At 66.8% G+C, this 24,928-nt stretch carries 17 protein-coding genes; 12 read left to right on the top strand and 5 right to left on the bottom strand.

Annotation, left to right across the window (positions count from 1 at the left end):
• Positions 1-16 precede the first annotated feature (16 nt).
• The 5 genes from drmD to drmC are packed head-to-tail and all read left to right on the top strand — an operon-like array spanning position 17 to position 13,628.
• Positions 17-3,244, top strand: coding sequence for a DISARM system SNF2-like helicase DrmD (gene drmD, locus HDA45_RS29165; RefSeq protein WP_343072184.1), 3,228 nt, complete (start codon positions 17-19; stop codon positions 3,242-3,244).
• Complete coding sequence (locus tag HDA45_RS29160) at positions 3,241-7,221, top strand: DNA methyltransferase (RefSeq protein WP_184900657.1); 3,981 nt, start codon at positions 3,241-3,243, stop codon at positions 7,219-7,221. Before drmD ends, HDA45_RS29160 begins: the two co-directional genes overlap by 4 nt.
• A complete protein-coding gene (drmA, locus tag HDA45_RS29155) occupies positions 7,218-10,898 on the top strand; it encodes a DISARM system helicase DrmA (protein WP_343072183.1) in 3,681 nt (1,226 codons plus the stop codon). Before HDA45_RS29160 ends, drmA begins: the two co-directional genes overlap by 4 nt.
• Positions 10,895-12,919, top strand: coding sequence for a DrmB family protein (gene drmB / locus HDA45_RS29150; protein ID WP_184900656.1), 2,025 nt, complete (start codon positions 10,895-10,897; stop codon positions 12,917-12,919). The genes drmA and drmB overlap by 4 nt, the downstream gene beginning before the upstream one ends.
• Positions 12,891-13,628, top strand: coding sequence for a DISARM system phospholipase D-like protein DrmC (drmC, locus tag HDA45_RS29145; RefSeq protein WP_343072307.1), 738 nt, complete (start codon positions 12,891-12,893; stop codon positions 13,626-13,628). The genes drmB and drmC overlap by 29 nt, the downstream gene beginning before the upstream one ends.
• A gap of 307 nt (positions 13,629-13,935) precedes the next feature.
• Here drmC and HDA45_RS29140 read toward each other — a convergent pair whose 3' ends face one another.
• Genes HDA45_RS29140 through HDA45_RS29130 form a run of 3 tightly spaced genes read right to left on the bottom strand, consistent with a single transcriptional unit; the run spans position 13,936 to position 15,747 of the window.
• Positions 13,936-14,322, bottom strand: coding sequence for a ubiquitination-like system serine protease family protein (locus HDA45_RS29140; protein WP_184900653.1), 387 nt, complete (start codon positions 14,320-14,322; stop codon positions 13,936-13,938).
• Positions 14,319-15,503 carry a ThiF family adenylyltransferase gene (locus HDA45_RS29135; protein WP_184900651.1) on the bottom strand — a complete coding sequence of 395 codons (1,185 nt, stop codon included), beginning with the start codon at positions 15,501-15,503 and terminating at the stop codon, positions 14,319-14,321. Before HDA45_RS29135 ends, HDA45_RS29140 begins: the two co-directional genes overlap by 4 nt.
• The gene (locus tag HDA45_RS29130; protein ID WP_184900649.1) at positions 15,478-15,747 is read right to left on the bottom strand and encodes a multiubiquitin domain-containing protein; all 270 of its coding nucleotides are present in this window, start codon (positions 15,745-15,747) and stop codon (positions 15,478-15,480) included. Before HDA45_RS29130 ends, HDA45_RS29135 begins: the two co-directional genes overlap by 26 nt.
• Before the next feature lie 161 nt (positions 15,748-15,908).
• On the opposite strand from HDA45_RS29130, the gene HDA45_RS29125 reads away from it, so the two are divergent.
• Together HDA45_RS29125 and HDA45_RS29120 are read left to right on the top strand one after the other, a co-directional pair.
• Positions 15,909-16,418 (top strand): helix-turn-helix domain-containing protein, encoded by a 510-nt coding sequence (locus tag HDA45_RS29125; RefSeq protein ID WP_221471262.1) that lies wholly within the window; start codon positions 15,909-15,911, stop codon positions 16,416-16,418.
• A complete protein-coding gene (locus HDA45_RS29120) occupies positions 16,415-16,966 on the top strand; it encodes an ImmA/IrrE family metallo-endopeptidase (RefSeq protein ID WP_184900647.1) in 552 nt (183 codons plus the stop codon). The genes HDA45_RS29125 and HDA45_RS29120 overlap by 4 nt, the downstream gene beginning before the upstream one ends.
• Before the next feature lie 45 nt (positions 16,967-17,011).
• Here the strand turns inward: HDA45_RS29120 and HDA45_RS29115 are convergent, their stop codons facing one another.
• Together HDA45_RS29115 and HDA45_RS29110 are read right to left on the bottom strand one after the other, a co-directional pair.
• Positions 17,012-17,572, bottom strand: coding sequence for a hypothetical protein (locus HDA45_RS29115; RefSeq protein ID WP_246480828.1), 561 nt, complete (start codon positions 17,570-17,572; stop codon positions 17,012-17,014).
• Positions 17,573-17,830: 258 nt separating this feature from the next.
• Complete coding sequence (locus HDA45_RS29110; protein WP_221471261.1) at positions 17,831-18,454, bottom strand: MerR family transcriptional regulator; 624 nt, start codon at positions 18,452-18,454, stop codon at positions 17,831-17,833.
• Positions 18,455-18,532: 78 nt separating this feature from the next.
• On the opposite strand from HDA45_RS29110, the gene HDA45_RS29105 reads away from it, so the two are divergent.
• Genes HDA45_RS29105 through HDA45_RS29085 form a run of 5 tightly spaced genes read left to right on the top strand, consistent with a single transcriptional unit; the run spans position 18,533 to position 24,903 of the window.
• On the top strand, positions 18,533-20,341 hold the full coding sequence (locus HDA45_RS29105; protein WP_246480826.1) for an ABC transporter ATP-binding protein: 1,809 nt from the start codon (positions 18,533-18,535) through the stop codon (positions 20,339-20,341).
• Entirely contained in the window at positions 20,338-22,083 is a 1,746-nt protein-coding gene (locus HDA45_RS29100) for an ABC transporter ATP-binding protein (protein ID WP_184900643.1), read from the top strand. The genes HDA45_RS29105 and HDA45_RS29100 overlap by 4 nt, the downstream gene beginning before the upstream one ends.
• 44 nt (positions 22,084-22,127) lie before the next feature.
• Positions 22,128-23,105: an ABC transporter substrate-binding protein gene (locus HDA45_RS29095; RefSeq protein WP_246481429.1), complete on the top strand. Its 978-nt coding sequence runs from the start codon at positions 22,128-22,130 to the stop codon at positions 23,103-23,105.
• Positions 23,102-24,136 carry a FecCD family ABC transporter permease gene (locus tag HDA45_RS29090; RefSeq protein ID WP_343072182.1) on the top strand — a complete coding sequence of 345 codons (1,035 nt, stop codon included), beginning with the start codon at positions 23,102-23,104 and terminating at the stop codon, positions 24,134-24,136. The genes HDA45_RS29095 and HDA45_RS29090 overlap by 4 nt, the downstream gene beginning before the upstream one ends.
• Entirely contained in the window at positions 24,133-24,903 is a 771-nt protein-coding gene (locus HDA45_RS29085) for an ABC transporter ATP-binding protein (protein WP_184900639.1), read from the top strand. Before HDA45_RS29090 ends, HDA45_RS29085 begins: the two co-directional genes overlap by 4 nt.
• Positions 24,904-24,928 lie beyond the last annotated feature (25 nt).

Here is a 24,928-nt window from a genome sequence, read left to right as displayed (position 1 = left end):
GAAGGATGGCTCTCTAGTGAGCTACGAAGGGATCTACGTGACGATCACGGCGGAGCACGAGAAGCGCGCGGGGGCCGCTGGGGCGCCGATAATGCCGCCTGTGCCGGAATCGGGTCAAGTGGTGAACGTCCGCGGGTCGACGTGGGCGGTCGCGGCGGTCCGGCAGCAGGGCCTGCCGCGCAGTCCGGCTGACGAGGGCACCGCCGGTCTGACGCACGTGGTGAGTCTCCAGTCGTTGGAGGAGGACCGGCTGGGGCAGGAGCTCACGGTGGTGTGGGAGCTGGAGGTTGGCCACACCGTCGCACCCGACCAGGGACTTCCCGAGGGGATCGATCCGGACGCGTTCGACGACCCCAACACACTGGCCGCGTTTGTCGACGCCGTGCGCTGGGGTGCGGTGACCTCGGCCGACGCCAACTCCTACCAGGCGCCCTTCCGTAGCGGCGCGAACGTGGAGGCGTATCAGCTCGAACCGCTGCGCCGGGCGCTTCAGTCGTCGCGGACGAATCTGCTGCTCGCTGACGACGTCGGTCTGGGCAAGACCATCGAGGCCGGTCTGGTGATCCAGGAGCTGCTGCTGCGCCATCGTGCCCGGTCCGTGGTGATCGTCTGCCCGCCGAGCCTGGCGCTGAAGTGGCAGGACGAGATGCGGGAGAAGTTCGGTCTGGACTTCGTCATCGTCAACAGCGAACTGTTGGCGCGGGTGCGACGTAGCCACGGCTTGGCCGCGAACCCGTTCCGGCTGTTCCCCAGGGTGATCGTCAGCATGTCGTGGCTGCCGACCCTGCGTGCGCAGCGGCTGTTGCGAGACGTATTCGCTGACGTCACGGACACAGCCTCGGCCCGGCGGTTCGCCTTTGACGTTCTCGTGGTCGACGAGGCCCATCATGTCGCGCCGGCGAGCCCGACTACCGCGCCCGGCCGGCGTGGTTACGCCGTCGACAGCCAGCGTACGACGGCCACGAAGGCGCTGGCGGACAAGTGCGAGCACCGGCTGTTCCTGAGTGCGACCCCGCACAACGGCTACTCGGAGTCGTTCACTGCGCTGTTGGAGATGATCGATGGACGGCGCTTCAGCCGGGGTGCGAATCTCGACGAGCGGGCGTTGCGGGAGGTAGCGGTCCGGCGGCTGAAGACCGAGCTGCCGGAGAAGGACTTCCGCAAGCGGGAGCTCAAGCCGATCGTGTTCACGCCCAGCGACGATGAACAGCGCCAGTTCGACCTGCTGGACCGCATCCTCACCGACAGCGCACGCGCGAATGGCAAGGGGCGTTCCGGTGGGCTGGTGGCGATGCTGCTGAAGAAGCGTTTCCTGTCCAGCCCCTGGTCGTTCGCCCGCACGCTGGAGCTGTACGAGCAGGCCGCGAGCACCGGCCGTCAACTCGACCTCGATGACGAGGAGCAGTACTACGCCGAGGTGCTGGGCAGCGGCCAGTCCGACGAGGAAGAGGGCGCCGCCGAGCACCCCGAGTTCACCGCGCTCCGACACAGCAAAGGCTCCGACCCTTTGGTAACGGCCACCGGACGCGAGATCGAATCGTTGATCGGGTGGGGCTCCCGCTACGAGCACCGACCGGACTCACGGCTGGAGGCGCTGATCAAGTTCCTGGACACGACCTGCCGCCCCGATGGCCGGACGTGGATCAATGAGCGAGTGGTGGTGTTCACCGAGTACGCCGCCACATTGGATTGGATCGTCGATGTTCTGACCCAGCGGGGTTACCGGGACGTGCTGGCCACCATCCAGGGCTCGACCCCGACCGAGGAGCGCGAGCTTATTCGGGCGCAGTTCACCGAGGACCCCGCCAAGCACCCGGTGCGGGTACTGGTCGCGACCGACTCGGCTGGCGAGGGCATCGACCTGCAGGACCACTGCCACCGGCTGGTCAACTTCGACATCCCGTTCAACCCGTCGCGGCTGGAGCAGCGGATCGGCCGGATCGACCGCTACGGCCAGCGGAACATCCCGCAGATCTATCGGTTCGTGCCCGAGTCCGCCGACTCCCAGTACGCGCGCGACCTGCGGTTCCTGGTGGAGCGGATCGCGGACAAGATCGGGACCGTCGCCGCTGACCTCGGCTCGGTCAACCAGGTGGTCGACTTCGAGGTGCGCAACCACTTCGACCCGGCGACTGGAGGCCGCAAGGCCAAGCCCGCGGCGCCAGACGACGGCAACGCGGTCATCACCCGCGCGCTCGCTGGCGGGCTTGAACTCAACCGCCGGCTCACCGAGCTGTCCCGCACCTACGACGAGCACAAGGTGGAAATGCACCTGACCCCGGCAAACGCCCGCCGGGTCGTAGATGCCGCGCTCGCGCTCACCGCCCAGCCCCCGCTGCTGGAAGACTTCTCCTTCGCCCAGGACACCGACGCGGCCGTGTTCGCCGTTCCCGGGCTGGGGTCGGCATGGCAGCCCGCGCTGCGTGGTCTGGATACCCGGCTGGAGCCCGACACACTGCGACCGATCACCTTCGACGACAAGGCCGCGCAGGGCCGGCACGACCTGGTCCACATCCACCTCGGCCACGCCCTCATGCAGCGCGCCACCCGCGTACTGCGCAGCGCCCTGTTCGGGATCGACTCGCCAGTCCACCGGGTGACCGCCGTCGTGGCCGATGGCCTTCCCCAGTCTTGCGTGGCGGCGGTGTCACGGCTGGTCCTGGTCGGCCGCGGCGGACTTCGACTGCACGAGGAAGTCTTCCTCACCGGCATCCGAGTGCACGGCAACACCATGTCCGAGGCGAAGGTGGAAGAAGTGCTTGATGCGACCCTCGACGCGGAGAACCTGTCTCTCGCCGGGGAGGACGTGCGCACGGCACTGGCCGATCTGTGGAACGCCGAGGACTCGCGGCTGCGCAACCGTCTGCTAACAGCCATGGCCCGCAAGGCCGAGTCCCGCCAGACCCAGGTCACCGACGCTCTCCAGAAGCGCCGGGACTCCGACATCACGAGGGTGCGCGAGATTTTTGACGCGTTCCGGATCAATCTACGCGAATCCCGCGATCGGCTGTCGGGGGAGATCCGCGCCGAGGAGGAGAAGCTGTTCACCGATGACCAGCAGGCGCAGCGCCGCCGGGACCTGCGGGCGATGGAGGACCGGCTAGTAAGCCTGGACGACGAGGAACAGCGGGAGATCGCTGCGATCGGCGAGCGCTATCGCGACATCCGGCCGCACGTGTCAGCCGCGGCCGTCGTGTTCGCGCTGACCCCGGCCGACGCCGAGACTGGGAAGGTGCGGGCATGAACCGTCGAGCCGCGCCCACCGGAGCCGACCTACACCGCCGATGGCTGGAACTCGTCGACACCGACGGCCCGTTCCTTGCCATACCCGCGCTCAGGCGGGTCTGGCCGCAAGGCATACCAGTGCCGGCCAAGGACGCCATCACTGCGCTGAAAGACGCCAAGGTCGCGTTTGAGAAGGCATGGGAGAACTGGGACACACGGCGGGACGACGCCGCCGCGCTTGAGTTCTACCGTCAGGAGCGTGACACCTGGGCCCATGTGGTCCTACGAGACGTGCTCGGGTGGCGTGACTCCTACACCGCCGCCACGGTGGGTGACCAGGTGCGGTCTCCCGACCATGCCGTCACCGTGCGCGCGACCGGCGCCCTCGTACACGGCAACACGATCGGCGCGCTGGTCCTCATCGTCGATCCGGTCGACTCCCTGCGCGACCCGCTTGACGACGGGTGGGCGAACACCCCGATCGACCGGCTCGAAGAGTTGCTGCGCGCCAACGCGGTCCCGATCGGTCTCGTCACGGACGGTCGGTGGTGGGCGATCGTCAGCGCTCACAAGGAAACCATGGTCGCGTCGGGTGTCGTGGACACTCAGACGTGGATCGAAGAACCGCAAACTCGTGACGCCTTCATCGAATTGCTCCAGCGCCGCCGGCTGCTAGGCGGCAAACCCGAGGACCGGCTGACCGCGCTGTTCGGCGAGTCGGTTGCCGCCGCCGAGGAGATCACCGAGGCACTGGGAACGCAGGTCCGGCGCGCCGTCGAGTTGCTGGTGCAGGCGCTGTCCGAAGCCGCGCTGGCCGCGGACGGCCCCGATCCCCTGCCCGCCAAACGAGCGGACGTGTACGAGGCGGCCGTGACGGTGATGATGCGGGTGGTGTTCCTACTCTTCGCCGAGGAACGCAACCTGCTGCCCCAGAGCAGCCTGTTCACCCTCGGATATGGCATCAGCGAGGAGCTGGACGCGCTCGACGCCCGCGCCCGCGAAGAAGGCAGCGAAGCCCTCGACGCCACCCATCTAACCTGGCATCGCCTCCTTGCCACCTCACAGGCGCTCTACCGGGGAGCCTCCTTTGAGGATATTCGACTGCCGCCGTATGGCGGCTCGCTGTTCGACTCCAGTCGGTTTCCGTTCCTCGCCGCTCGTGGTCCACAAGGGACATTGGCCATCACGGTGTCCGACCGGGTGATGCTGGAGGTGATGCGCGCCGTCCAGTTCGCCAAGCTCAAGGGGCAGCCTGCCCGACGGATCTCCTTCCGGGACATCGATGTCGAGCAGATCGGCTACATCTACGAAGGCCTGCTCGGCTACTCGTGCGCCGAGGTCGACGAGGTGACCATAGGACTGATCGGAAAGGAGGGTGAGGAACCGGAGATCCCACTTGCGGTGCTGGAATCGCTCGCGACGACCAATCGCGGCGACAGCGCGCTGGCCGACGCGATCCTCTCGTGGGCTAAAGAGCACCAGCCCGCCGCCACCCCGCCCTCGAAGGCAGCACTGGTCAAGGCCATCCGCGACAACAATAAGATCGAGGACGCCGAACGCGCCCTGCGCGCGGTGACCTCGGATGCCGAGCTGCGAGACAGGCTGCGGCCGTTCGTCGGGATCGTCCGCCGCGACCTGCGCAACAGGCCCCTAGTCGTAGTGCCTGGCGGTGTTCTGGTGGTCGAGACGCCGTCACGAGCGACGGCGGGCGCTCACTACACGCCCCGATCCCTCGCCGAGGAGGTTGTGCTGCACGCACTGGAACCCCTCGTCTACGACCCCGGACCGCACCAACAAGTAGATGGCTGGGTACTGAAGGAGTCGTGGCGGATTCTTGACCTCAAAGTCGCCGACATCGCCTGCGGCTCGGGTGCGTTCCTCGTCGCTGCTGCCCGGTATTTGGCTGAGCGGTTGGTGGAGGCGTGGCAGCGTGAAGGCGTGGCCGTCGGTACACCGCATGAGCAGATGACACACGCCGTCCGAACCGTGGTGGCGACCTGCCTGTATGGGGCGGACATCAACAGTATGGCCGTGGAGATGTGCAAGCTATCGCTGTGGTTGGTGTCGCTCGACCCGAAACTGCCGTTCTCCTTCGTTGACGACAAGATCCTGCACGGCAACTCTCTTCTCGGCCTCACCGACGTCCGGCAACTGAAGTATCAACACATCGACCCTGACATCCCACGGCAGATGCCGTTCCAGCCCGACGTCGACAGCACGCTGCAGCGCGCGGTCACGTTGCGCAGGCAGCTCGCAACCGAGGTCAACGACGCCGACCCGCAGCGCTCGGCGACCACCAAACGCCGACAGTGGCGGGAGTATCGCGATCTCGTCGCGGAGCTGACCGAAATCGGCGACGCGGTGATCGCCACTGGGCTCAGGCACGGCGGCAAGCCGGGCAAGAAGCTGAACTCCGCGTACACAGACCTCAGTTGGGCGCTCAACCTGGCACACAACGGGTCCGACCGCGCCATGCTTGACGATATCCTCGACGCCGGACTCACCCCGACCATCCATACGGACTACGAGCGCTGGAAGCCGCTGCACTGGATCCTTATGGTGCCGGACGTGATGGAGCGCGGTGGCTTCGACGCCATCGTCGGCAACCCTCCATTTCTGGGCGGGACAAAGATCTCAGGCGCCCAGGGCGGCAACATCCGCGACTGGTTCAGTCACGTTCTTTCAAGCGGGACCGGCGGTGGGCGTGCAGACCTTGTGGCCTACTTTCTCTTGCGGGCGATGGACCTGCTAGGCGGTCAAGGGAATCTCGGACTAATCGCCACGAATACTGTGGCGCAGGGGGATACCCGCGAGACTGGTCTTGATCGGATTGTTGCGAGCGGATTCACCATCATCCGAGCGATCCAGAGCAAACCTTGGCCTGCTTCCAGTGCTAATCTTGAATACGCTGCGCTATGGGGAAGTCGTCGCGCCGTTGCGGCTGATGTGCCGCGAGTAGCTGACGGTGTAGTGGTTGACCGCATCTCTACCTTGCTGGAACCGGCCGGACGGATAGATAGTCGTCCGGTGAGATTGAATGAGAACCGCGGAATCACATTTGAAGGATGCAAGCCTTACGGTGACGGATTCGTGCTGGAGCCCGACGAGGCAATCGCATGGATAAGGCATGACCCAAAGAATGCGGAGGTTATACTTCGGTACCTTACCGGCGAAGATCTCAATTCTCGTCCAGACACTTCGCCTTCTCGCTGGGTGATCGACTTCAATGATAGGTCAGAGAGTAGCGCTCGCGACTACCCGCTGCCTTATCGGCGAATTGTTGAGACTGTAAAACCAGTGCGTGCAAAAAAGGCAAAGGCGGTGCGCGATGCACCTTGGTGGCTTTTCTTCAGGTCACGACCGGCGATGCGAAAAGCGATTTCGGAGCTGCAAGAAATCCTTGTCATCACACGCCATAGCAGAGCTGTAATGCCAATGAGACTAAAGAAGGGAGCGATCCCAAGCGAGGCAACGGTTGTGTTTGCGACGGACTCATTTGCTGATCAGGCGACGTTGTCGTCGAACCTGCACCAGATGTGGGCAATCAAGTACGGTTCTGGCTTGCGTAGTGACCCGCGCTATACGCCATCCGATGTATTCGAGACTTTTCCACGCCCTGAGCCGACAGAACGGCTGGCGGAGATCGGGCGGGTGTTGGACATCGAGCGGCGAGAGGTTATGTTGCGCCGCCAGCTGGGGTTGACCAAGCTCTACAACTTGGTCAACGACTCGGACACCGCAGACTCCGCTGATGCAGACGTGGCGCGGATGCGGGAGATTCACGTCGAGCTCGATCAGGCAGTCATGCACGCCTACGGCTGGGGTGACGTTCCACTGGACCACGGCTTCCACACTTACCGGCAGATGACCCGGTGGACGGTCAGTCCGGCAGCGCGGGTGGAGATTGTGGATCGGCTGCTTGAGGAGAACCAACGCCGGGCCGCCGCTCAGGGCGAGGCGCCACCAGCGGTCGAGGATGAGGGGGATGACGAGTGAACGCCCCGCAGGACCAGCACTACCGACTGATGCATGAGTCGGACGGGCGGTCGCTCACCGTGCGGGAGAACCTAGTCGACATCCTCGAACGGGAACTTCTCGGCCCCGCAAACGGTCCGGAGGAAGTGCTCGATGGTGTGCCGGATGTGGCCTATCTGGTAGGGCGGATCGCGCCGGCGCGGTTGGCATCCGGCAGGGAGGACCCGTCGGACGCCGACGAGGACGAAGCGGCTACCGACGTCGGTGACGCGACCGACGCTGATGAGAGCCGGGGGGTTCCGGTCACCGCCGTAGACGAGAGCGGTGCGGGGTCGGACGAGGACAGTGTCGAGGATCAGCCGCAGCAGCGCGGTCTGATGATCCCGGCGTCGATGGGGTTGCGCTGTCAGATCCCCGACGACCTGGCCGAGTTCACCGTGACCGCTTCGTGGGGGCAGTACGAGCCGACCAAAGAGAAGCGGGAGAACAGCGAAAATACCGTTCGCCGATACAAGCGCACACCCATCGAGATCAAGAAGACGATCAGCGTCGCCAATCTCGACCCCGTGCATACGACGACGATCCACCTGCGGGACACCGTTGTGCTCAGGGTGGACCGCTACGACGACGTCGAGGGCGGGAAGAAGCTGATCGAGGTGGCGCTGTGCAACGATCGGGTGGCGCCGCGCAAGATTCCCGTCAACGCCTGGCTGTATCAGACAAAACTGCTGGTCGAGGCGAGTGGCCGCGAGGTTTTCCTGCCAGTTTCCGACAGGCTGGCCGATACTCGCGAGGAACGGGACGACGAGCTGCGGCGCCTGAGGCTCCAGTACCGTGACCGGCTGGAGTTCGCCATCGGGCGCACCTGTTCGGTCGACTGGAAGGCGTCCGGCGAGATCCGGCGTGCCAGTGCCGTGTGGACGACCTGGTTGCCGACGGTGCAGACCCCGCAGACCACTGCCGAGGAGATCGGGGCGGCCCTGCTGGATATGCGAGGGCTGCAGGCCGCCAGCCGTGAGGAGCTGCGGACTGGGCTCGAGCCGATCGTCGCCGGATACCGCACCTGGCTCGACGAGCAGCTCACTAGAGCTGAGGCGCTGCCTGAGCATCTGCGTGTGGACGGCGTCGAACTGGTGCGAGAAGCTCAGCAGGTACAACGGCAGCTCGCGGATGGCCTTGACCACCTGCTCGCTGACGACGAGGCGCTGCGGTGCTTCCGGTTCATGAACCGGGTGATGGCTGATCAGCGCGTCCAAACGCAAGTGGCACAGCGCCGGGCAGGCAATCCCGGCGAGAGCATCGACCACGCGCGGGCGGCGGTCCTCGCGCAGGGGCCGAAGGCGCACTCGTGGCGCACGTTCCAGCTGGCGTTCGTGCTCATGCAGCTACCGATGCTGACCGACCCGGCGGCGCAGCGGCGTTCCAGCAACGATCCGAAGGCCCAGCTGCTGTTCTTCCCCACCGGTGGCGGCAAGACCGAGGCGTACCTCGGACTGGCCGCGTATACGTTCGCCATCCGGCGGCGCCAGGGCATCATGCCCACACCGGACGGTCCGCTGGACGGCAATTCCGGGATCGCGGTGCTAATGCGGTACACACTGCGGCTACTCACCGCCCAGCAGTTTCAACGCGCCACCTCTCTCGTGTGCGCCGCGGAGTTGGCTCGGCTTGACGACGTGGCCACGTGGGGGGCCGAGCCGTTCCGGATCGGTCTGTGGGTCGGAACGGACGTGAGCCCGAAGCGATTCGACGAAGCCGAACAACAGTTGACGCGGGCGAACAACGCCGGCGGCAACTACCGGCTGACCGTCTTGCAGATCCAGCGGTGCCCCTGGTGCGGCACCCGGATCGGGCCAGGCGATGTCAAGGCCAGGCCGGAGACCCGCCGTGTGCACGTCTACTGCGGCGACGACCTGGCCGAGTGCCCATTCGCCGAGGGCGGTGTGTCGGCAGAGGGGCTGCCGGTACTGACGGTGGACGAGGAGATCTACCGGCTCGTGCCCGTGTTCCTTATCGCGACGGTCGACAAGTTCGCCCGGCTGGCGCGCGAGGGCGAGGCGGCATCCCTGTTCGGGTATGTGTCGCGGCGGTGCGAGCGGCACGGATTCGTCCACCCTGACTACAAGCACTGCGACATCAAGGACGGCAACAAGCACCCGGCCAAGGACGGCCTGCCCGCAGCCGCAGTGCGTCCGGCTTCCCGGCTGCGCCCGCCGGATTTGGTCATTCAGGATGAGTTGCATCTGATAACCGGTGCGCTCGGGACCACGGTCGGGCTGTTCGAGGTCGCTATCGACGTGATGACCACGTGGCGAACCGCTGACCACCGTGCGGTGCGGCCGTTGCTGGTCGCGTCCACAGCGACGGCACGCAACGCCGCCGATCAGGTCAAAGCGCTGTATGGGCGGGATATCACGATCTTTCCGCCGCAGGTGCTGGACGCGGGCAACACGTTCTTCTCCAGGGAAGAACCGATCTCGGACAAGTTCCCAGGACGGCGTTACGTTGGCCTGTCGACCACGGGCGTCCGCCTGACCACCGCGGAGATCCGAGTGGCCGAGGTACTGATGGCGGCGGGCCAACTGCTGCTTGACCGCTGCGGTGAGGCGGCCGATCCGTACCTGTCGCTGGTGGGGTACTTCAGCGCCACCCGCGAACTCGCGGGCATGGCGCGGTACATGGGCGACGACATCCAGACCGCGCTCGCCAAGCGCCGACCGTGGTCGCTACTGCCCAGCAGGACCGGCACCGACTTCGGTTCGCTGCACGTCGCCGAACTCACCTCGCGGGTTGCCAGCGCCGATATCACCGCGACTCTGGACCAGATGGCCGTGAGCTTCGAGCCCAGGTTCGACTCCACGGCCGGCAAGCGCGAACTGCGGGCCTCGCGCGAGGCGAAGAAGCCGGTACTCACGCGCGAGGTCGCTCCGTTCGATGCGGTGCTGGCCACGTCGATGCTCCAGGTCGGTGTGGACGTCACCCGGCTCGGGTTGATGCTCGTGGTCGGCCAGCCGAAGAATACCGCCGAGTACATCCAGGCATCCTCGCGCGTGGGCCGGGACGCAACCCGGCCAGGATTGGTGGTGTCGCTGGGCAACTGGGCACGACCACGCGACCTGGCGCACTTCGAGCAGTTCCGGCACTACCACGAGACGTTCTACGCCCAGGTCGAGGCATTGTCGGTCACGCCGTTCTCGGCGACCTCACTCGACCGTGGCCTGGACGGCGTACTTGTCAGCGCGACCCGTGTCCTGCAGGCGGCCGAGACACAAGGACTCTCCCCGGAACACAACGCGGGCGGCATCGACAGCCGGCGCGACTTCGTCGTCGACCTCATCGACGCCCTGGTCAGCCGGGTGCTGGGCGCGTCGAACGAGGACGCCGCCCGCCGGGCGCGAGACCAGCTGGTGAACCGCCTCGACCACTGGGAGAAGCGGCGCAAGTACCTGGCCGACCACCGGAAGTCGCTGGTTTACGAGAAAGTCACCGACGAGACACGACATGACGCGCTGATGATGAGCGCAGAGAACGCCAAGTCCCGTGCGGACTCCCGGGACGCGCCGCCGTTCGTCGTGGCCAACTCAATGCGAGAGGTGCAGCCAGAAATCAACCTTCTCGTGAGCCCCATCAAGGAGAACCTCGTCTACATCGCGCCTCCCGGAGCACCCCGGTGGGAACCACCTCAGGAGAACCCGTGACCGTCGATACCCGGTTCGTCTATGACGCCGCCACCGCCGTCGACCCGCTGGGTGACGCGGAGCGCGAGGCCGAAAAGGCAACCAAGCACAATCGCGCGAAGGTCGGCTCGGGTCGTCCGTCATCGTTGCTCTACACCTACGGACCTGGCTCGATCATGGACCTGCCGCAGTTCACGATCATGCCGACTGGCCTGGACGACTGGGATCGAATCTGGCGGCGCCGCGACGGCATCCCGCAGATCCGCGCTCCACGGTTGCGCGAAGTCGTGGGCAAGCTGCTCCGGTCCCGCGACGTGCAGTTGCGCCCGCACCCGTGGCAGCCGAAGAAGATCAGCCTGTCCACCGAGGGCAACGACCTCGGTGTGCCCGCACGAGTGTTCCCGCAATGGCTGCGCTGCACCGGATGCGACATGCTGGGCACGGTTTCGCAGTTCGCGTACACGAACACCCACCCGTTTCGCGCCGACCTGGCCTGCTTCGAGCACGCCAAGTGCACAGGCAGGTCGGGCAACCGGACTCGTAAGCCGGTCCGGCGCACGGCAGTGCCCGCTCGGTATCTATTGGCTTGCGTGGACGGTCACCTCGACGAGTTTCCCTACGACGAGTGGGTACACCACTGGAAGCCCTGCCCACAGGCGGAGTTCCCGGCGCTGAAGATGGTTGACCGCACTGCGGGCAAGGGCGCATCGGCCGTGATCGGGTGCGAGTCATGTGGCGCACGGCGAGGGATGAACGAGGCTCAGGGGGAAGCGGGTAAGAGCAAGCTTCCCAACTGCCGTGGCCGCCATCCCCACCTCGACGCCTTCGAGCCGAAGGGGTGCCGCAACGAAGCTCGGCTCATGCTCGTCGGCGCGTCAAACCTCTGGTTCCCGGCGACGCAGTCGATCATCGTGATGCCAGAGTCGTCACAAGAAGAGACCGGCGACCTCGCCGCACGCATCCGCGTGGCGTTGGGCGAGAAGCTCGCCAAGTACGCAGACGACCTGGACACCCTGCGGGACGTACTCGACGGCAAGGTCGACGTGTCCGAACTCTCGGACGAAAAACTTGCCCAGGCCGTCGCGACTGCTCTTTTGCCGCCCGAGTCGGCCCAGGAACTGGACGCTTGGGCCAAGCAGTGGGACCCGGTGGACCTGCTCGTTCCGGAATGGCAGTACCTGCTCAAGGACCCGCTCGGGCTCCGGCACGAGGACGAAGTAAGCGGGCTGACGCTGTCTCGGCGGGATCGTGGTCCCGAGCTTCGACCGGAGATCACCAGGGTGCTGGCCGTCGAACGGCTGCGCAAGGTCAACGCGCTCGTCGGCTTCACCCGCATCGACGACATGGACCGGGTCGGTGACCTGCCCCAACGCCTGGCCCCGCTGACCAGAGCGCCGTACCCGGCGTGGACGGTGGCAACGGAGGATCGCGGCGAGGGCATCTATCTGCAACTCGACGAGGCCGCCGTGGCGGCGTGGGAAACCCGGATCGAAACGACGGAAATCTGGCGTGCCCAGCGAGACGCGCATCGGCGCAACTTCTACCGTCGCTTCTCCGAGACCGCGCAGGATGTGGACCCCGACACCCGGCTCAGGCCGCCGCGATACTGGCTCATCCACACCTTCGCGCACGTACTGATCCGGGAATTGGCCATGACGTGCGGCTACTCCGCCGCCAGCCTGAGCGAACGGCTGTACGCTTGGCCAGAGTCCGAAAGCCGCGAAGCGGCGGCCGGATTGCTCATCTGCACGACCGCCTCCGATAGCGACGGCACCCTCGGCGGCCTGGTGCAGCTGAGTGAACCTGACCGGCTCGAATGCGTTGTATCCGGCGCGCTGTACCGAGCCACCCGATGCTCCTCGGACCCGATCTGCGCGATGCGCACCCCACAGGACCCTGAGGACTTTCTGCACGGCGCCGCCTGCCACTGCTGTGTCATGGCATCGGAGACCTCGTGTGAACGGGCCAACCGGTTCCTCGACCGGCGCTTCCTCGTCGACCTACCTGGGAGTGGTGTTGGGTTCTTCGGACGCGCCGATTGACCCCGCGGCGGCCTGGGAACTGGGACAGCGACTCACCGGGACCGAGGCCGGCCTCGTCGCGGACCGGCTCGCAGACGGTGACACGCTTACCAGCGCGCTGAGAGCCGTCGCCGCGGGGAACCGCGCAACAGTTCGGACGCTTCTGGCCGCCGGGTCGTCCTCGGCGTCCCGCATCGCCGTCCTGAGGGCCATCGAGGGCGCACGGTCCGCCCCGACCTCGGCGACGCCCCTGTGGACGATGCCCGGACACCTCGCTCGCAGCGGGCCGCTCACCACCTCCGTGCCCCACCTTGTCGACAGTGCGCGGCAGTCCATTACCTGCTCCACCTTCAACTTCCAGCGCTCCTCGGGCCTGTGGCAAGCCCTGCGGCAGGCCGCCGGACGGCCGGAGCTGGCCGTGCGGGTGTACCTGGACGCGACAGCCGCAGGCCGAGGCGCACCGACCGCCTCGGAAGTTGCTGCGCACCTTCGACCCGCGATCGTCCTGCGTACGAAGGACTTCGACGGCGCAGGCGTGCGCAACCACGCGAAGTTTCTCGCCATCGACCACCGGTTCCTGCTGGTGACCAGCGCGAACTTCTCGTGGAGTGCGGAACATGGCAACGTCGAGTTCGGCGTACTCATCGACGACCGCACCCTCACCGAGGCCGTCGAACGCGAACTGCTTGAGGCCGAAGACCTGCTTTACCAACAAGTGCTTGTCACATGAGCGTCATACCCGTGTGGCGGCTAGGGTTCCTTCGTCGATGCGGTAGAACGTGGGCCACCTCGTGGAAGAAGCTGAACCAGAAATGCTCGTCCCTCTTGTAGCGGTCGCTCAGCGCGATCACGGCACGCGACGGACCTGCCCACCACGTCGCCCTCTGAATACGGCACTTGATCTCTGACACGAACACCACGGCAACGCCTGCGGTGGCGCACATCTCGGCGATACCGTTGGCGTCACCGCGCGCGGAAGCGGACGCCACGCGCAGCTCACGTCGGTCGCTTGTTCGTAGCCGCAGCCACGGCTGGTGTCAGTGACCAGTCAGACGCCGAAGGAGGCGACCCCACCAACGGCCCTGGGATGCAGGGACGGCATCGAGGATGCGGTGGTCTGACTCGCGGTTGAGCTGGATCTCGTCACAGGTGAAGTTGCGTGCCCACTTGATCGTGCCGCGATCGATGACGTAGTGGGATTGGCACGGCAACGCCCAGTTCCCGATCGATGGCCATATCGTGACCGTGCCGTCAAACGTGAGCACCCACTGAGCCGGCGAGAGGGGCGTGATGACCTCACGACCACAACCGCAGGCACACAGGTGTGCGGCGGTGGAGAACCGGGCGGACACGTAGAGGTGGCCCGGCTCCAGTTCTGCGGGAAACGACGTTACGAACTCGGGAACGATCCGCGTCTCCCTCACACTGCATCCTCCCCTGCATCCCCAATTCCGTTGCGGATGGTTCCCGTGAAGATCCGGTATACGGTCTCATCAACCGACTCGAGTTCGGCGTAGTACGTGAGGTACTTCTTCCAGTTGATGACCGCGAGCATTGCGTTGAGGCAGTTGAGGTCGGCGGTCTGAATGTTGCGGTCGTACTCGTCAGGCCTACCGGTCGCGGTGGAAATCGCGCTGGCTGACATGCCGGGGAAGTGGTTCACGACGGCCAAGAGTCCAGAGAGGCGCCCACCTTCGTCTCGGATGCCCATGCCGACTTCGATCGTGGGGATGTCTCGCTCGTGGAGCCAAGCGAGGATCGCAGTTTTGTCGTTCGCATCGGCGGCGGCCATGAAGACGAAGGTGCAGTTGCCGAGGAGTTCAAGGTTGTCGGCGGTGATGAAGTCCGGGTGCGCGGTGATACCAGTGTGCATGTGGGAGTAGACGCGGGCGAAGTGTTCGGCCTTGTTCGGACGCAACTTGAGGTCCTCGATGTCGGCAGCACCTGGAGCGCGGTAGGCGTTGTGGTTGTCGAACACATCGCCGTCGAACAAGTCGATGGTGTCGACCCAGGTCTTGGACACCTGGTCGAGGATGAAACTGCCGGTGCCGCCCAGACCGATGATGCCGATGCGGTGGCCTCGGAACTTCTCGTTCATCTCAGCGAGACCCGCGCGAGCGGTGCCGGTGTCGGGGTACACGAACGGCAGGTCGTCTGGAACCTCAGTCCAGCCGGCACCCGGCGTCGCCGTCACAGTCGGGTCGAGTGACTTTGCGGGATGGCTCAGGATCCGCACGTACGAGGTGATCTTGTCGTAGGTGTTGGCGTAGACGCCGGCGTTCTTCGGTTTACTGGAAATCATGAAACTCGCGCTGAGTTCCGGGGTAATGGCGTGACCGTCAGGTGATGGACCCGGGATCGGCTGCCCGTGGTGATCGCAGGGCTGCTCGCCGATGAACCAGATCCTGTGGTCGCCGGAGCCGTCCTGGACGATGTCGCCGCTGAACACGACCGGCAAGGCGAGCCGTCCGTACGTCACTGCCTTGGCGGCGGTGACGTACGGAACACGCTCGACGATCAGGTGGTTGCCCTCGAACGAGAGGCAGTAGCCCTCGTCGAGTAGTCGACGAGTCGACGGATCACGATCGAACGGTGACGTAGACATCGAAGACCATGTTTTCCTTGACCTTGACGGTGCCGCCGGGCTGGAGCGAGCCAGCCCCACCGCCGTTGTGCCCGCGCGAGTACTCGATACGCGCGACGTCTCCGTCGTTGAGCGGCTCGTTCGGGAACGCCAAGTTGTAGACCTCCTCATAGGAGATCTCCTTCTTGTCCCACTGGAACTCGCGGGTGTTGACGAAGATCGTCACGGTGTGCTCGCCGTGACCAGGATTGTTGCCGGGACTCATAGCCCCTCCCTGTGTCAGAGCCCCTACTAGGGCTTTGCCATAACTGTATCAGCAAAGCGTCATCACGCTTGTCAAGACACGACATGTCGTGTCACCAGGGCGGCAGTTCCGCGCTAAGCTCACCTCATGGAGCGGAACTGCGCAGCGTCGGCGAACCCGACATGGACGACGTGACAGGCGCCTCCGACACTTCTGCGAGCGTGGAGGGGCTCGATCTCGCCCGGCTGGGCGAGATGCTCCGCGAGCGCCGCGGGAAGTTGTCCCTGCGCCAAGCCGCAGCCGAGGCGGGTGTCAGCTTCAGCACCTTCACCCGCGTCGAAGCTGGCGCACAGCCCGACCTCACCTCGTTCACCCTCCTGTGCGCATGGCTCGGCGTCTCCCCAGGGCAGTTCTTTGCGCCCGTTATCGAACGCCAGGTCGCCCCGATCGACGAGGCGATCGCGCATCTCGCCGCCGATCCGCGGTTGGCGCCGGACGCCGCCTCGAAGATCGCGGACGTCCTCCGCAACATGTACGACGTGCTTGCCAAGGCGCCGGCGCAGCGGCAGGTAGTGGCGTGTCACCTGCGCGCCGCATCTGTGCTTCGCCCTGGGGTTCCCCATCGCCTCAACTCGCTCCTCGGTGAGATGCACGACAAGTTGGCAGCTCGCGTGGCCGGCGGGGAGCTGTGACGCTACGCCGCGGGTTCAAGGCTGAAGCCGAACGAGAGGCGGCAAGGGTCCGAAAGGAGCTGGGTCTCGCCTCGCACGATCGCCTTGACCCGCGAGACCTCGCCAAGCACCTCAGTGTCTCGATCGTTGACTCGGGTGAGCTTGTAGACGTTACAGAGCTTGAAGATCTGGAGCGCCTCCAAGCGTTCGCTTTTTCCGCAGCCACCTTCGAGATCGAGCAGCGCAAGATCATCGTGGTCAGCCCGTTGCGCAACACTGGCCGCCAGAACAGTGACATCGCGCACGAACTCGCGCACGTCATGCTCAAGCACGATCTGTCTGAGATCCGCGAAGTCGACGGGATGCCGTTCCGGACCTGCAAACCGGACGAAGAGGAAGAGGCCACCGCCTTCGGGGGAACACTCCTCCTGCCTCGGCCTCTGCTTCTTAGTGCTGCGCGGCGCCAAGCCTCGATCGAGCAGATCGCCAATCAGTACGACGTGACCGTCGAGATGGCGCGCTTCCGGTACAACACCACTGGCGTCGCCAAGCAAGCCATGTCCCGCTAGTCCCGCCCGCCACGTGGGAGCGATCCGAAATATGAACTGATCGGTTCACGATCGTGGTCGTCCGTGGGTGTCGCGGGTGGGGACGCCGCGTTCGCGGAGTTTGGTCAGCACGGTTGTGTGGTCGACGCCTAGGTGTTCGCCGACTCGCGCTAGTGACCAGCCGAGGCTGTAGAGGTGGATGGCGTCGTCGACCTGCTCGGGGAAGAGTCCACGGCGGCGCATCGGTACGTCGTATCGTTTGAGGATGTTGCTGACCGTCCGCCGTTCGATGCCGAACCGGGTACCCAGCTCGTACACGGTTGCTCCGGCTTGGTACCCAGCGATGAGGTCCTTGACCTGGACGGCGTCGAGTTGCCGGGCACGACCCGGTTTCGGCCGGTCGACGGGCGGCGGAGCGGGCTCGGACGGGTCGGGGAGCTTCCGGAGCAGCGTCTCCAGGGCTTCTACCTGGGGTTTTGTGTTGTAGTAAGCTCCCCCAAGGTCAACAGTGACGAAACACCGTCCACCTGGCATATCAGCCGAGGTAGGGCGGTTTTTTTCGTTGGAACTCACTTTGAGAATTGACCCGGCCACGCCAAATGGGGTCACATCGTCTGCTCCAGCCATGCAACCCGGCCAGGTGGTCTACCCGTGACCCCGCAGCCGGACAAACCCGTCAACGCCGACGAGTTGCAGACTCCCTCGGATTGAACCCCTCCGCCGCCATGCCAGGCAGTGCCACGCAGTGTCGAACATTGACCATCCGCGAAGGTCAAATGAGGTTCCCCCATTTCCACACACCCCTCACTCTTGGGGAGATCGCGCTCCCGACACCTTTGTCTCACTCCTCAAGAGAACCCCCCAAGAGCATCCGCGCTGCCCGGCTCACGGCCGGGGAGAAACGCGGGTCTTCTGCCGGTAGCGCCGCTGCTGACAGGCGCGTGAACAGTATCGGCGGCGCCTGCCCACGGCGGGCTGGGTGAATCGGTCTCCGCAGACGGTGCAGCGAGACGGCCACGCGGTGGTTTCATCACCGGTTTCGTCACGTCCGCCGTCGGCTCGGAGCGTCTCCGCCGCGTCGACGAGACTCGGCGCGGCGGCCCGCCGGCGTGGCGTGCGCCGCATCAGCTCGCCGTCGAGCCACGAGCATTCCTCCACGATGTCGTCGTCAGGACATTCCATGAGGTGCCGCAGGTACTCGTGAGCACCCTGCAACTGCCGGATCTTCTCCTCGATCACCCCGGCGTGGCTACGCACGACGCTCCGCCATTCGTCGTTGCGGCTGCCGGAAAGCACGACGGCCGCCTTCTCCAGCGGCATCGCGCCGGTCATGCAGCACAAGTAGGCGAGACCGATGCGGCGCAACTCGGTCTCGGAGTACACCCGCCGCCCATTGACGCGAGGCGGCTCGGGAAGCACGCCTTGGGACTCCCACCACCGCACCGCCGACGGTGCGAGGCCATAGAGAGCGGCCGCTTTGCCGATCGGGACACCCGGCGAATCGCTCATGCGCTCATTTGACATCAAGTCTTCTTGAAGATCCAGGATTGAAGTGAGGTTAGACAAACCTAAGCGAGGAGTCGGGATTTGAGGACGACCACCGACACCCGGGTGGATTCCGCGGCCGAGCCGGAAACCCGCCTGGACACGGAAGAACCGGCCGGGCTCGCCAAACCCGGGGCGCTGGGGCGCCTGTTCGCACCCATCCGGCCTCATCTGATCGCGTGCGGCGTGTTGTCGGCGCTGTCCGCGGCCGCGGGGATCGTGCCCTACGTCGCCGCCGCCGAGATGGCGCGGGCTGTGCTCACCACTCCGGAAGGAGCGGCGAGCACTGTCTGGACCTGGGTGGGCATCGGAGCCGCCGGCGCGGCCCTGTGGCTGGTACTCCTGGTCCAGTCCTCACGCCTGGGGCACTATGCGGACGCGGCGATCGTGCACGACCTGAGAGTGCGGATCGTGCGACACCTCGGCGCGCTGCCGATGGGCTGGTTCCGGTCCGCGGGCTCGGGCCGGGTCAAACGGGCCATGACCGGCGATCTCGAGGAAATGCACGAGGTCATCGCGCACGCTCTGGGACAGCTGACCGGAGCGATCACGGTGATGGTCGCCGCGGGCGGTTACCTGTTCTTCGTCGACGTCCCGATGGCGCTGGCGGTGACGGCGGTGCTGGGTCTGATGGGACTGAGCTACCGCGTCTCGATGCGCTCCATGACAACGCACGTGAACCGGCTGATCGCCGCGGAAGGCCGGATCAGCGCGGCCAGTGTCGAGTACGCCGACGGCATCCAGGTGGTGAAGGCGTTCGGCACCGGCGGACAGGTCCTTCGCCGCTACGACGACGCCGTGAACGAATACGCCGAAGCGTTCGCCGCGTGGGTCAGAGAGGTGCGCTACAGCTCGGCGGGCACGCGGCTGTTCGGCTCGGAGATGGCCGTCCTCACCGTCGTGACCGCCACCGGGCTGGCCTTCATCGCCGTCGGATCACTCGCCGCGGCGGACCTCGTGGCCTTCCTGGTCGTCTCGGTCGGGTTGCCGACGTCGATCCTCCCCGCGGTGTCGGCCGCGCAAGGAGTGCGCAAGGGCCGGATGGGGGCGGCCAACATCGAACGGCTGCTGTCCCGCCGCCCGCTCCCGGAACCCGGGGTCCCGGAGACACCGCGGGGTCACGGGGTCGAGTTCGACAACGTGTCGTTTTCCTACGACGGGGTGACCTTGGCGGTGGACCGGATCAGTGCCGTCTGCCCGCCGGGAACGGTGACCGCGATCGTGGGCCCGTCGGGAGCGGGCAAGACGACCCTCGCCGGGCTGCTGCCGCGCTTCCACGACGTGACCGAGGGCGCGATCCGGATCGGCGGGACCGACATCCGCGCGATCCGGTCGGCCGATCTGCTGGCGTCGATGTCGCTGGTGTTCCAGGACGTCGCGTTACTGCGAGACAGCGTGGCGGAGAACGTCCGGGTCGGACGGCCCGGCGCCGACGACGAGGACGTCCGCCGGGCCGCGATCGCCGCGCAGATCCACGGCGTGATCGAGGCCCTGCCCGCCGGATACGACACCCCGCTCGACGCGGGCGGGGGTGCTCTCTCTGGCGGTGAGCGCCAACGGCTGACGATCGCGCGGGCGATCCTGTCCGGGGCGCCGATCGTGGTGCTGGACGAGGCGACCGCGGCGCTCGACCCGGACAGTGAGGCCGCGGTCCAGGAAGCGCTCGCCGGGTTGACGGCAGGCAAGACGGTGCTCGTCATCGCGCACCGGCTGCACACGATCGCCGGGGCCGACCAGATTCTGGTGCTCGACAACGGACGGCTGGCCGAGCGGGGCCGCCACAGCGAACTTCTCGCCAAGGGTGGTCTCTACGCCCGGATGTGGGCCGCACAGGAAGGGGTCACCGCATGATCCGCCGGCTCTACGGTCTGTGGCCCGATCCGCGGCTGCTGGCCCGGCTGTGGTCGCTGACCTCGGCGCAGGCCGTCCTGCAAGGGCTGCTGCTGGGCCTGCTCATCCCGACCCTGGACGCCGTCGTGCGCCCCGAGCCCGACGTCGCCGCCGCCACGCCCTGGCTGGTGCCGGGTGCGATCGGAGCGCTGATCTACGGAACGCTCAGTGTCCTCGCGGACCCGGTGGGCTACGCCGCCGGCGGCGCGCTCGCCGCGCAATTGCGCAAGCGGGCGATTCGGCACGTGAGCACGCTGCCGCTGGGCTGGTTCACCGCGGCGAACAAAGCACGGCTCGCGAGGGCGGTGACCGCGGACATCGGCGACGCCGCCCATCTGGCGGTGGTGATCGGCAACCCGGTCATCACCTCGACGGTGTTGCCCGGCACGGTCGCGATCATCGTCCTGCTCGTCGAGTGGCGGGTGGCTTGCCTGCTGTGCCTGACGGCGCTCGCCGCCTCGTTCGTCCTCCGGCGGGCCGCGCGCGTCGCCACCGAAGCCGAGGTCGAACTGGAACGCGCGTCCGCCGAGGTGGCAGGCCGGGCGATCGAACTCGGCCAAGCCCAGCCCGTCCTGCGGGCCGCGGGGCAGGCCGAAGGCACCCCGCGGATGCACGCCGCGCTGGACGAGCACCGCAGGACCTACCGGGCGGGCATGGACCGCGCGCGGCGACCGTTCTTCGCCTACACCGGAGTGGTGGCAGCGGGATTCGTCGCGGTGCTCGCTCTGGTCGCCGGGCTCATGCTCGGTGGAAGCGTCGGAGTCGCCGAAGCGATCGTCCTGCTCGTGCTGGCCGCCCGTTTCCTGCAGCCACTCGGCAACCTCATCGACCTCGTCGGCGCGCTCAGGGCGATGACCAACAAGATCTCCCGTATCGAGGAGCTCCTGGCCGCTCCCGCGCTGCCGTCGCCGACCGGACCGGCCCGCGGGATCAGCGAGCCCTCCGTCGAACTCTCCCACGTCACCTTCACCTATCCCGGAGGCGCCGCCCCGGCTCTCCGGGACGTGTCGCTGTACTGCCCGCCGGGTTCCACGACCGCTCTGGTCGGCCCATCGGGCTCCGGGAAGACGACCGTGACCCGGCTCATCGCCCGGTTCTTCGACGCGGAGGCGGGGACCGTGTCCGTCGGCGGCGTCGACGTCCGCGACCTCGAACCGGCCGTGCTGCTCGACGACATCGCCATCGTCTTCCAGGACGTCTACCTGTTCGACGACACCATCGAGCACAACCTTCGCCTCGCCCGTCCCGAAGCGACCTGGGACGAGCTCCGCGACGTCGCCCGCGCGGCCCGGCTCGACGAAGTGATCGAACGTCTGCCCGGCGGGTGGGACACGCGGGTCGGCGAAGCCGGGGCCCAGCTGTCCGGCGGTGAACGGCAACGGGTCGCGATCGCCCGTGCGATGCTCAAGCGGGCACGCGTCGTCCTCGTGGACGAGGCGAGTTCCGCGCTCGATCCGGAGAACGAGGCCGCGATCACCCAGGCCATCGCCAATCTCGGCGCCGACCCGGACCGCACGATGCTGGTCATCGCGCACCGGCCCGCCACCCTGGCCGCGGCCGACCAGGTGGTCTCGCTGGACGCGGGTCAGGTCGTGGAGACCGGAACGCCCGCTGAATTGCTGCGCACAGGCGGGACTTTCGCGCGCATCAGCGGGCAATACGACCAGGCGCGGCATTGGCGCATCGGGACGACGGCACCGTGAGCGCCGCCCACTCGAAGGTTTCAGGAGGAACCACAGTGTCCAAAATGGACTTCGCCCGCCATCGTGGCGCCGTCGCGCTGCTGATGGCGTCGTGCGCCGTGATCGCCACGGCCGGCTGCGGTGGCGGTTCGCCCTCCGCCCGTCCGGGAGGCACGATCGAGGTTCCGTCGTGCGGCCGCACGGTCGCGCTGGACGCGCCCGCACGGAGCGTGGTGGTCGTCGGCGCCGGGTCGGTCGACACCCTGTTCGAGATGGGTGCCGGTGATCGCATCACCGGAGTCGTCGGAGTGCACGCGCGGCCCGCCACTCAGTTCGCCGCCCGGCTCGGCCACCTGCCCGACATCGGTGACGCGTTGCCGGGCCGCGAAGCGCTCCTCGCCTTGCAAGCCGATCTCGTACTCGCCGAGCAGGGCCGGACCCTGAGCGGCCAGGAGGGCACTCCCACGATCGAGCAGCTGCGGGAAGCGGGCACCGCCTCCTACGTCGTGGCCAGTGGCTGCGACGAGAACCCGGTGGCGGCCAAGGTCACCGACTCCTTCGCCGAGATCGAGAACTTCGGCAGGCTGCTCGGCGCGTCCGACGGCGCCCGGGACCTCATCGGCCGTCTCCGGGGAAGGCTCGACGACGTCGCCGAGCGCACAGCGGGCCGGAAGCCGGTCAAGGTCGCCTACCTCACGCTGATCGGCTCGGATCTGTGGGCCTTCACCAGCGGGCTGGACGTCGACATCGTCACGCGAGCGGGCGGGCGGAACCTGTGGGACGACCCCGGCAAACCGTTCACCGTGATGAGCAGGGAAGAGATCACCGCGGCCGATCCGGAGGCGATCCTGTTCTTCCCGTCGACCCCGACCGCCGACCCGCGGGAGTACGTGAGACGGCACTTCCCGACCACCGCCGCCGTGAAGAACGACCGGATTCACGTCGTGGCACCGGAAGACTCCGCCAGGACAGGGGTCCGCCCGGTGTATCAGGTCGAGACGATCGCGCGTTTCCTGCACCCCGAAGCCTTCGAGGAGAAGTGAACCTGCCAAGGCATTCCCGGTTCTCCTGGGTGCTGGTGCCCGCTCTGTTCGCGGTCCTGGTGGCGATGACGACGTTCGGGATCGCGTTCGGCTCGGTCGGCATCGACCTGCCCACGGTGGGTGAGGTGCTCTGGCACCGCCTGATCGGCGACGGCAGGACGGCGGCCGGTGCCGTCGACCAGATCGTCTGGAACCTGCGGGTCCCCCGGGTCCTGCTCGCGGTGGTGGTCGGGGCGGGTCTCTCGGTCGTCGGCGCCGTACTGCAGGCCACCGTGCGCAACCCCCTGGCGGACCCCTACGTGCTCGGTGTGTCGGCCGGAGCCGGGCTGCTGGCCGCGGTCGCGATCACGATCGGCTCCGCCGCCCTCGCCGGTCTCTCCACCTCGGCGGCTGCGTTCGCCGGGGCGCTCGGGGCCACCGTCGCCGTGCTCGTGCTGGGCAGGCAGGACGGTCGCTACTCACCGACCCGCCTGGTCCTCGCGGGCGTCACCTTGTCGTACTTGTTCACGGGACTGACCGGTTTCGTCATCTTCCAGTCCGCCGATCCCGACAAGACCCGTTCGGTGATGTTCTGGCTTCTCGGGTCCCTCGGGGAAGCCGGCTGGTCGAATCTCGCGATTCCGACGGCGGTGGTGCTGATCGGCTGTGCCTGTCTCCTCACCCAAGGCCGCGCTCTCAACGCCATGGTGCTCGGCGACGACACCGCGCTTTCGCTCGGCTTCGCCGTACACCGGCAGCGGTTCCTGCTGCTTGTTTCGGCTTCGCTGGTGACCGGGGTCCTCGTCGCGGTCGTCGGCGGTGTCGGGTTCGTCGGTCTGGTCATCCCGCACTTCGTCCGCCTGGCGGTGGGCCCGGATCACCGCCGCGTGCTCCCGATCGCCGTGCTCGCCGGCGCGATCTACCTCGTCGCGGTGGATCTGCTGTGCCGGGTGATCGTCCGGCCCGCGGAACTGCCGGTCGGGATCGTCACGTCCGTGCTCGGTGCTCCGCTGTTCCTGTGGTTGCTCCGCCGGTCCAGGGCCGGACGATGACGCGGCTCGAACTGACCCGGGTCACCGTCGAACTCGGCGGCGCACCGATCACCGCCGGCTGCGACCTGATGGTCCGCGACGGCGAACGCGTCGGCCTCGTCGGTCCCAACGGCAGTGGCAAGACCACGTTGCTGCGCACCGTTTTCCGTGCCGTCGACCCCGTCGGCGGCGAAGTGGCGCTCGACGGGGACCTCGTCGGCACGCTCAGCCAGCGGCAGATAGCCCGCCGGGTCGCGCTGGTCCACCAGGAGCCGGTCACGGACTTCGACCACACCGTCGAAGACATCGTCGCGCTGGGCAGGGCACCGTGGCAGGGCGCCTTCGACCGCACCGGCCCGGCGGTGCGCGCGGCCGTCACCGAGGCCTTGACCCTCGTCGGGCTCCCCGGCCACCGGGAACGCCCGATCGGCACGCTGTCCGGTGGTGAAAAGCAGCGCGTCCTCGTCGCTCGCGCGATCGCCCAGGAAAGCCCGCTGCTGCTGCTCGACGAGCCGACCAATCACCTCGACATCCACGCGGCGTTGGACCTTCTCGAACTGATCCGGGCGCTCCGCCGCACGACTCTCTGCGTGCTCCACGACCTCAACCTCGCCGCCTCCTACTGCGACCGGCTGTACGTCCTCGACGCCGGACGTGTCGTCGCCACCGGAGCCCCGGCCGACATCCTCACCCCCGAACTCGTCCGCGATGTCTTCCGCGTCGAATGCGTACGCCTGACCCACCCCACCACGGGAAAGCTCCTCCTCGCCTTCACCGCCTCCCCGTAGCCTGGCCGCCCTCGGCGTTAGACTC

The organism is Amycolatopsis umgeniensis (genome assembly GCF_014205155.1).
Lineage (GTDB): Bacteria > Actinomycetota > Actinomycetes > Mycobacteriales > Pseudonocardiaceae > Amycolatopsis > Amycolatopsis umgeniensis.
This window is presented reverse-complemented; position numbering and strand designations above follow the sequence as displayed.

Bases quoted from the DNA above. Each gene is read 5' to 3' on its own strand.
- HDA45_RS29160 (WP_184900657.1), top strand. From the start codon at position 3,241: ATGAACCGTCGAGCCGCGCCCACCGGAGCCGACCTACACCGCCGATGG.
- HDA45_RS29135 (WP_184900651.1), bottom strand. From the start codon at position 15,503: ATGTCTACGTCACCGTTCGATCGTGATCCGTCGACTCGTCGACTACTC.
- HDA45_RS29130 (WP_184900649.1), bottom strand. From the start codon at position 15,747: ATGAGTCCCGGCAACAATCCTGGTCACGGCGAGCACACCGTGACGATC.
- HDA45_RS29125 (WP_221471262.1), top strand. From the start codon at position 15,909: ATGGACGACGTGACAGGCGCCTCCGACACTTCTGCGAGCGTGGAGGGG.
- HDA45_RS29115 (WP_246480828.1), bottom strand. From the start codon at position 17,572: ATGGCTGGAGCAGACGATGTGACCCCATTTGGCGTGGCCGGGTCAATT.
- HDA45_RS29110 (WP_221471261.1), bottom strand. From the start codon at position 18,454: ATGAGCGATTCGCCGGGTGTCCCGATCGGCAAAGCGGCCGCTCTCTAT.
- HDA45_RS29100 (WP_184900643.1), top strand. From the start codon at position 20,338: ATGATCCGCCGGCTCTACGGTCTGTGGCCCGATCCGCGGCTGCTGGCC.
- HDA45_RS29095 (WP_246481429.1), top strand. From the start codon at position 22,128: ATGGACTTCGCCCGCCATCGTGGCGCCGTCGCGCTGCTGATGGCGTCG.
- HDA45_RS29085 (WP_184900639.1), top strand. From the start codon at position 24,133: ATGACGCGGCTCGAACTGACCCGGGTCACCGTCGAACTCGGCGGCGCA.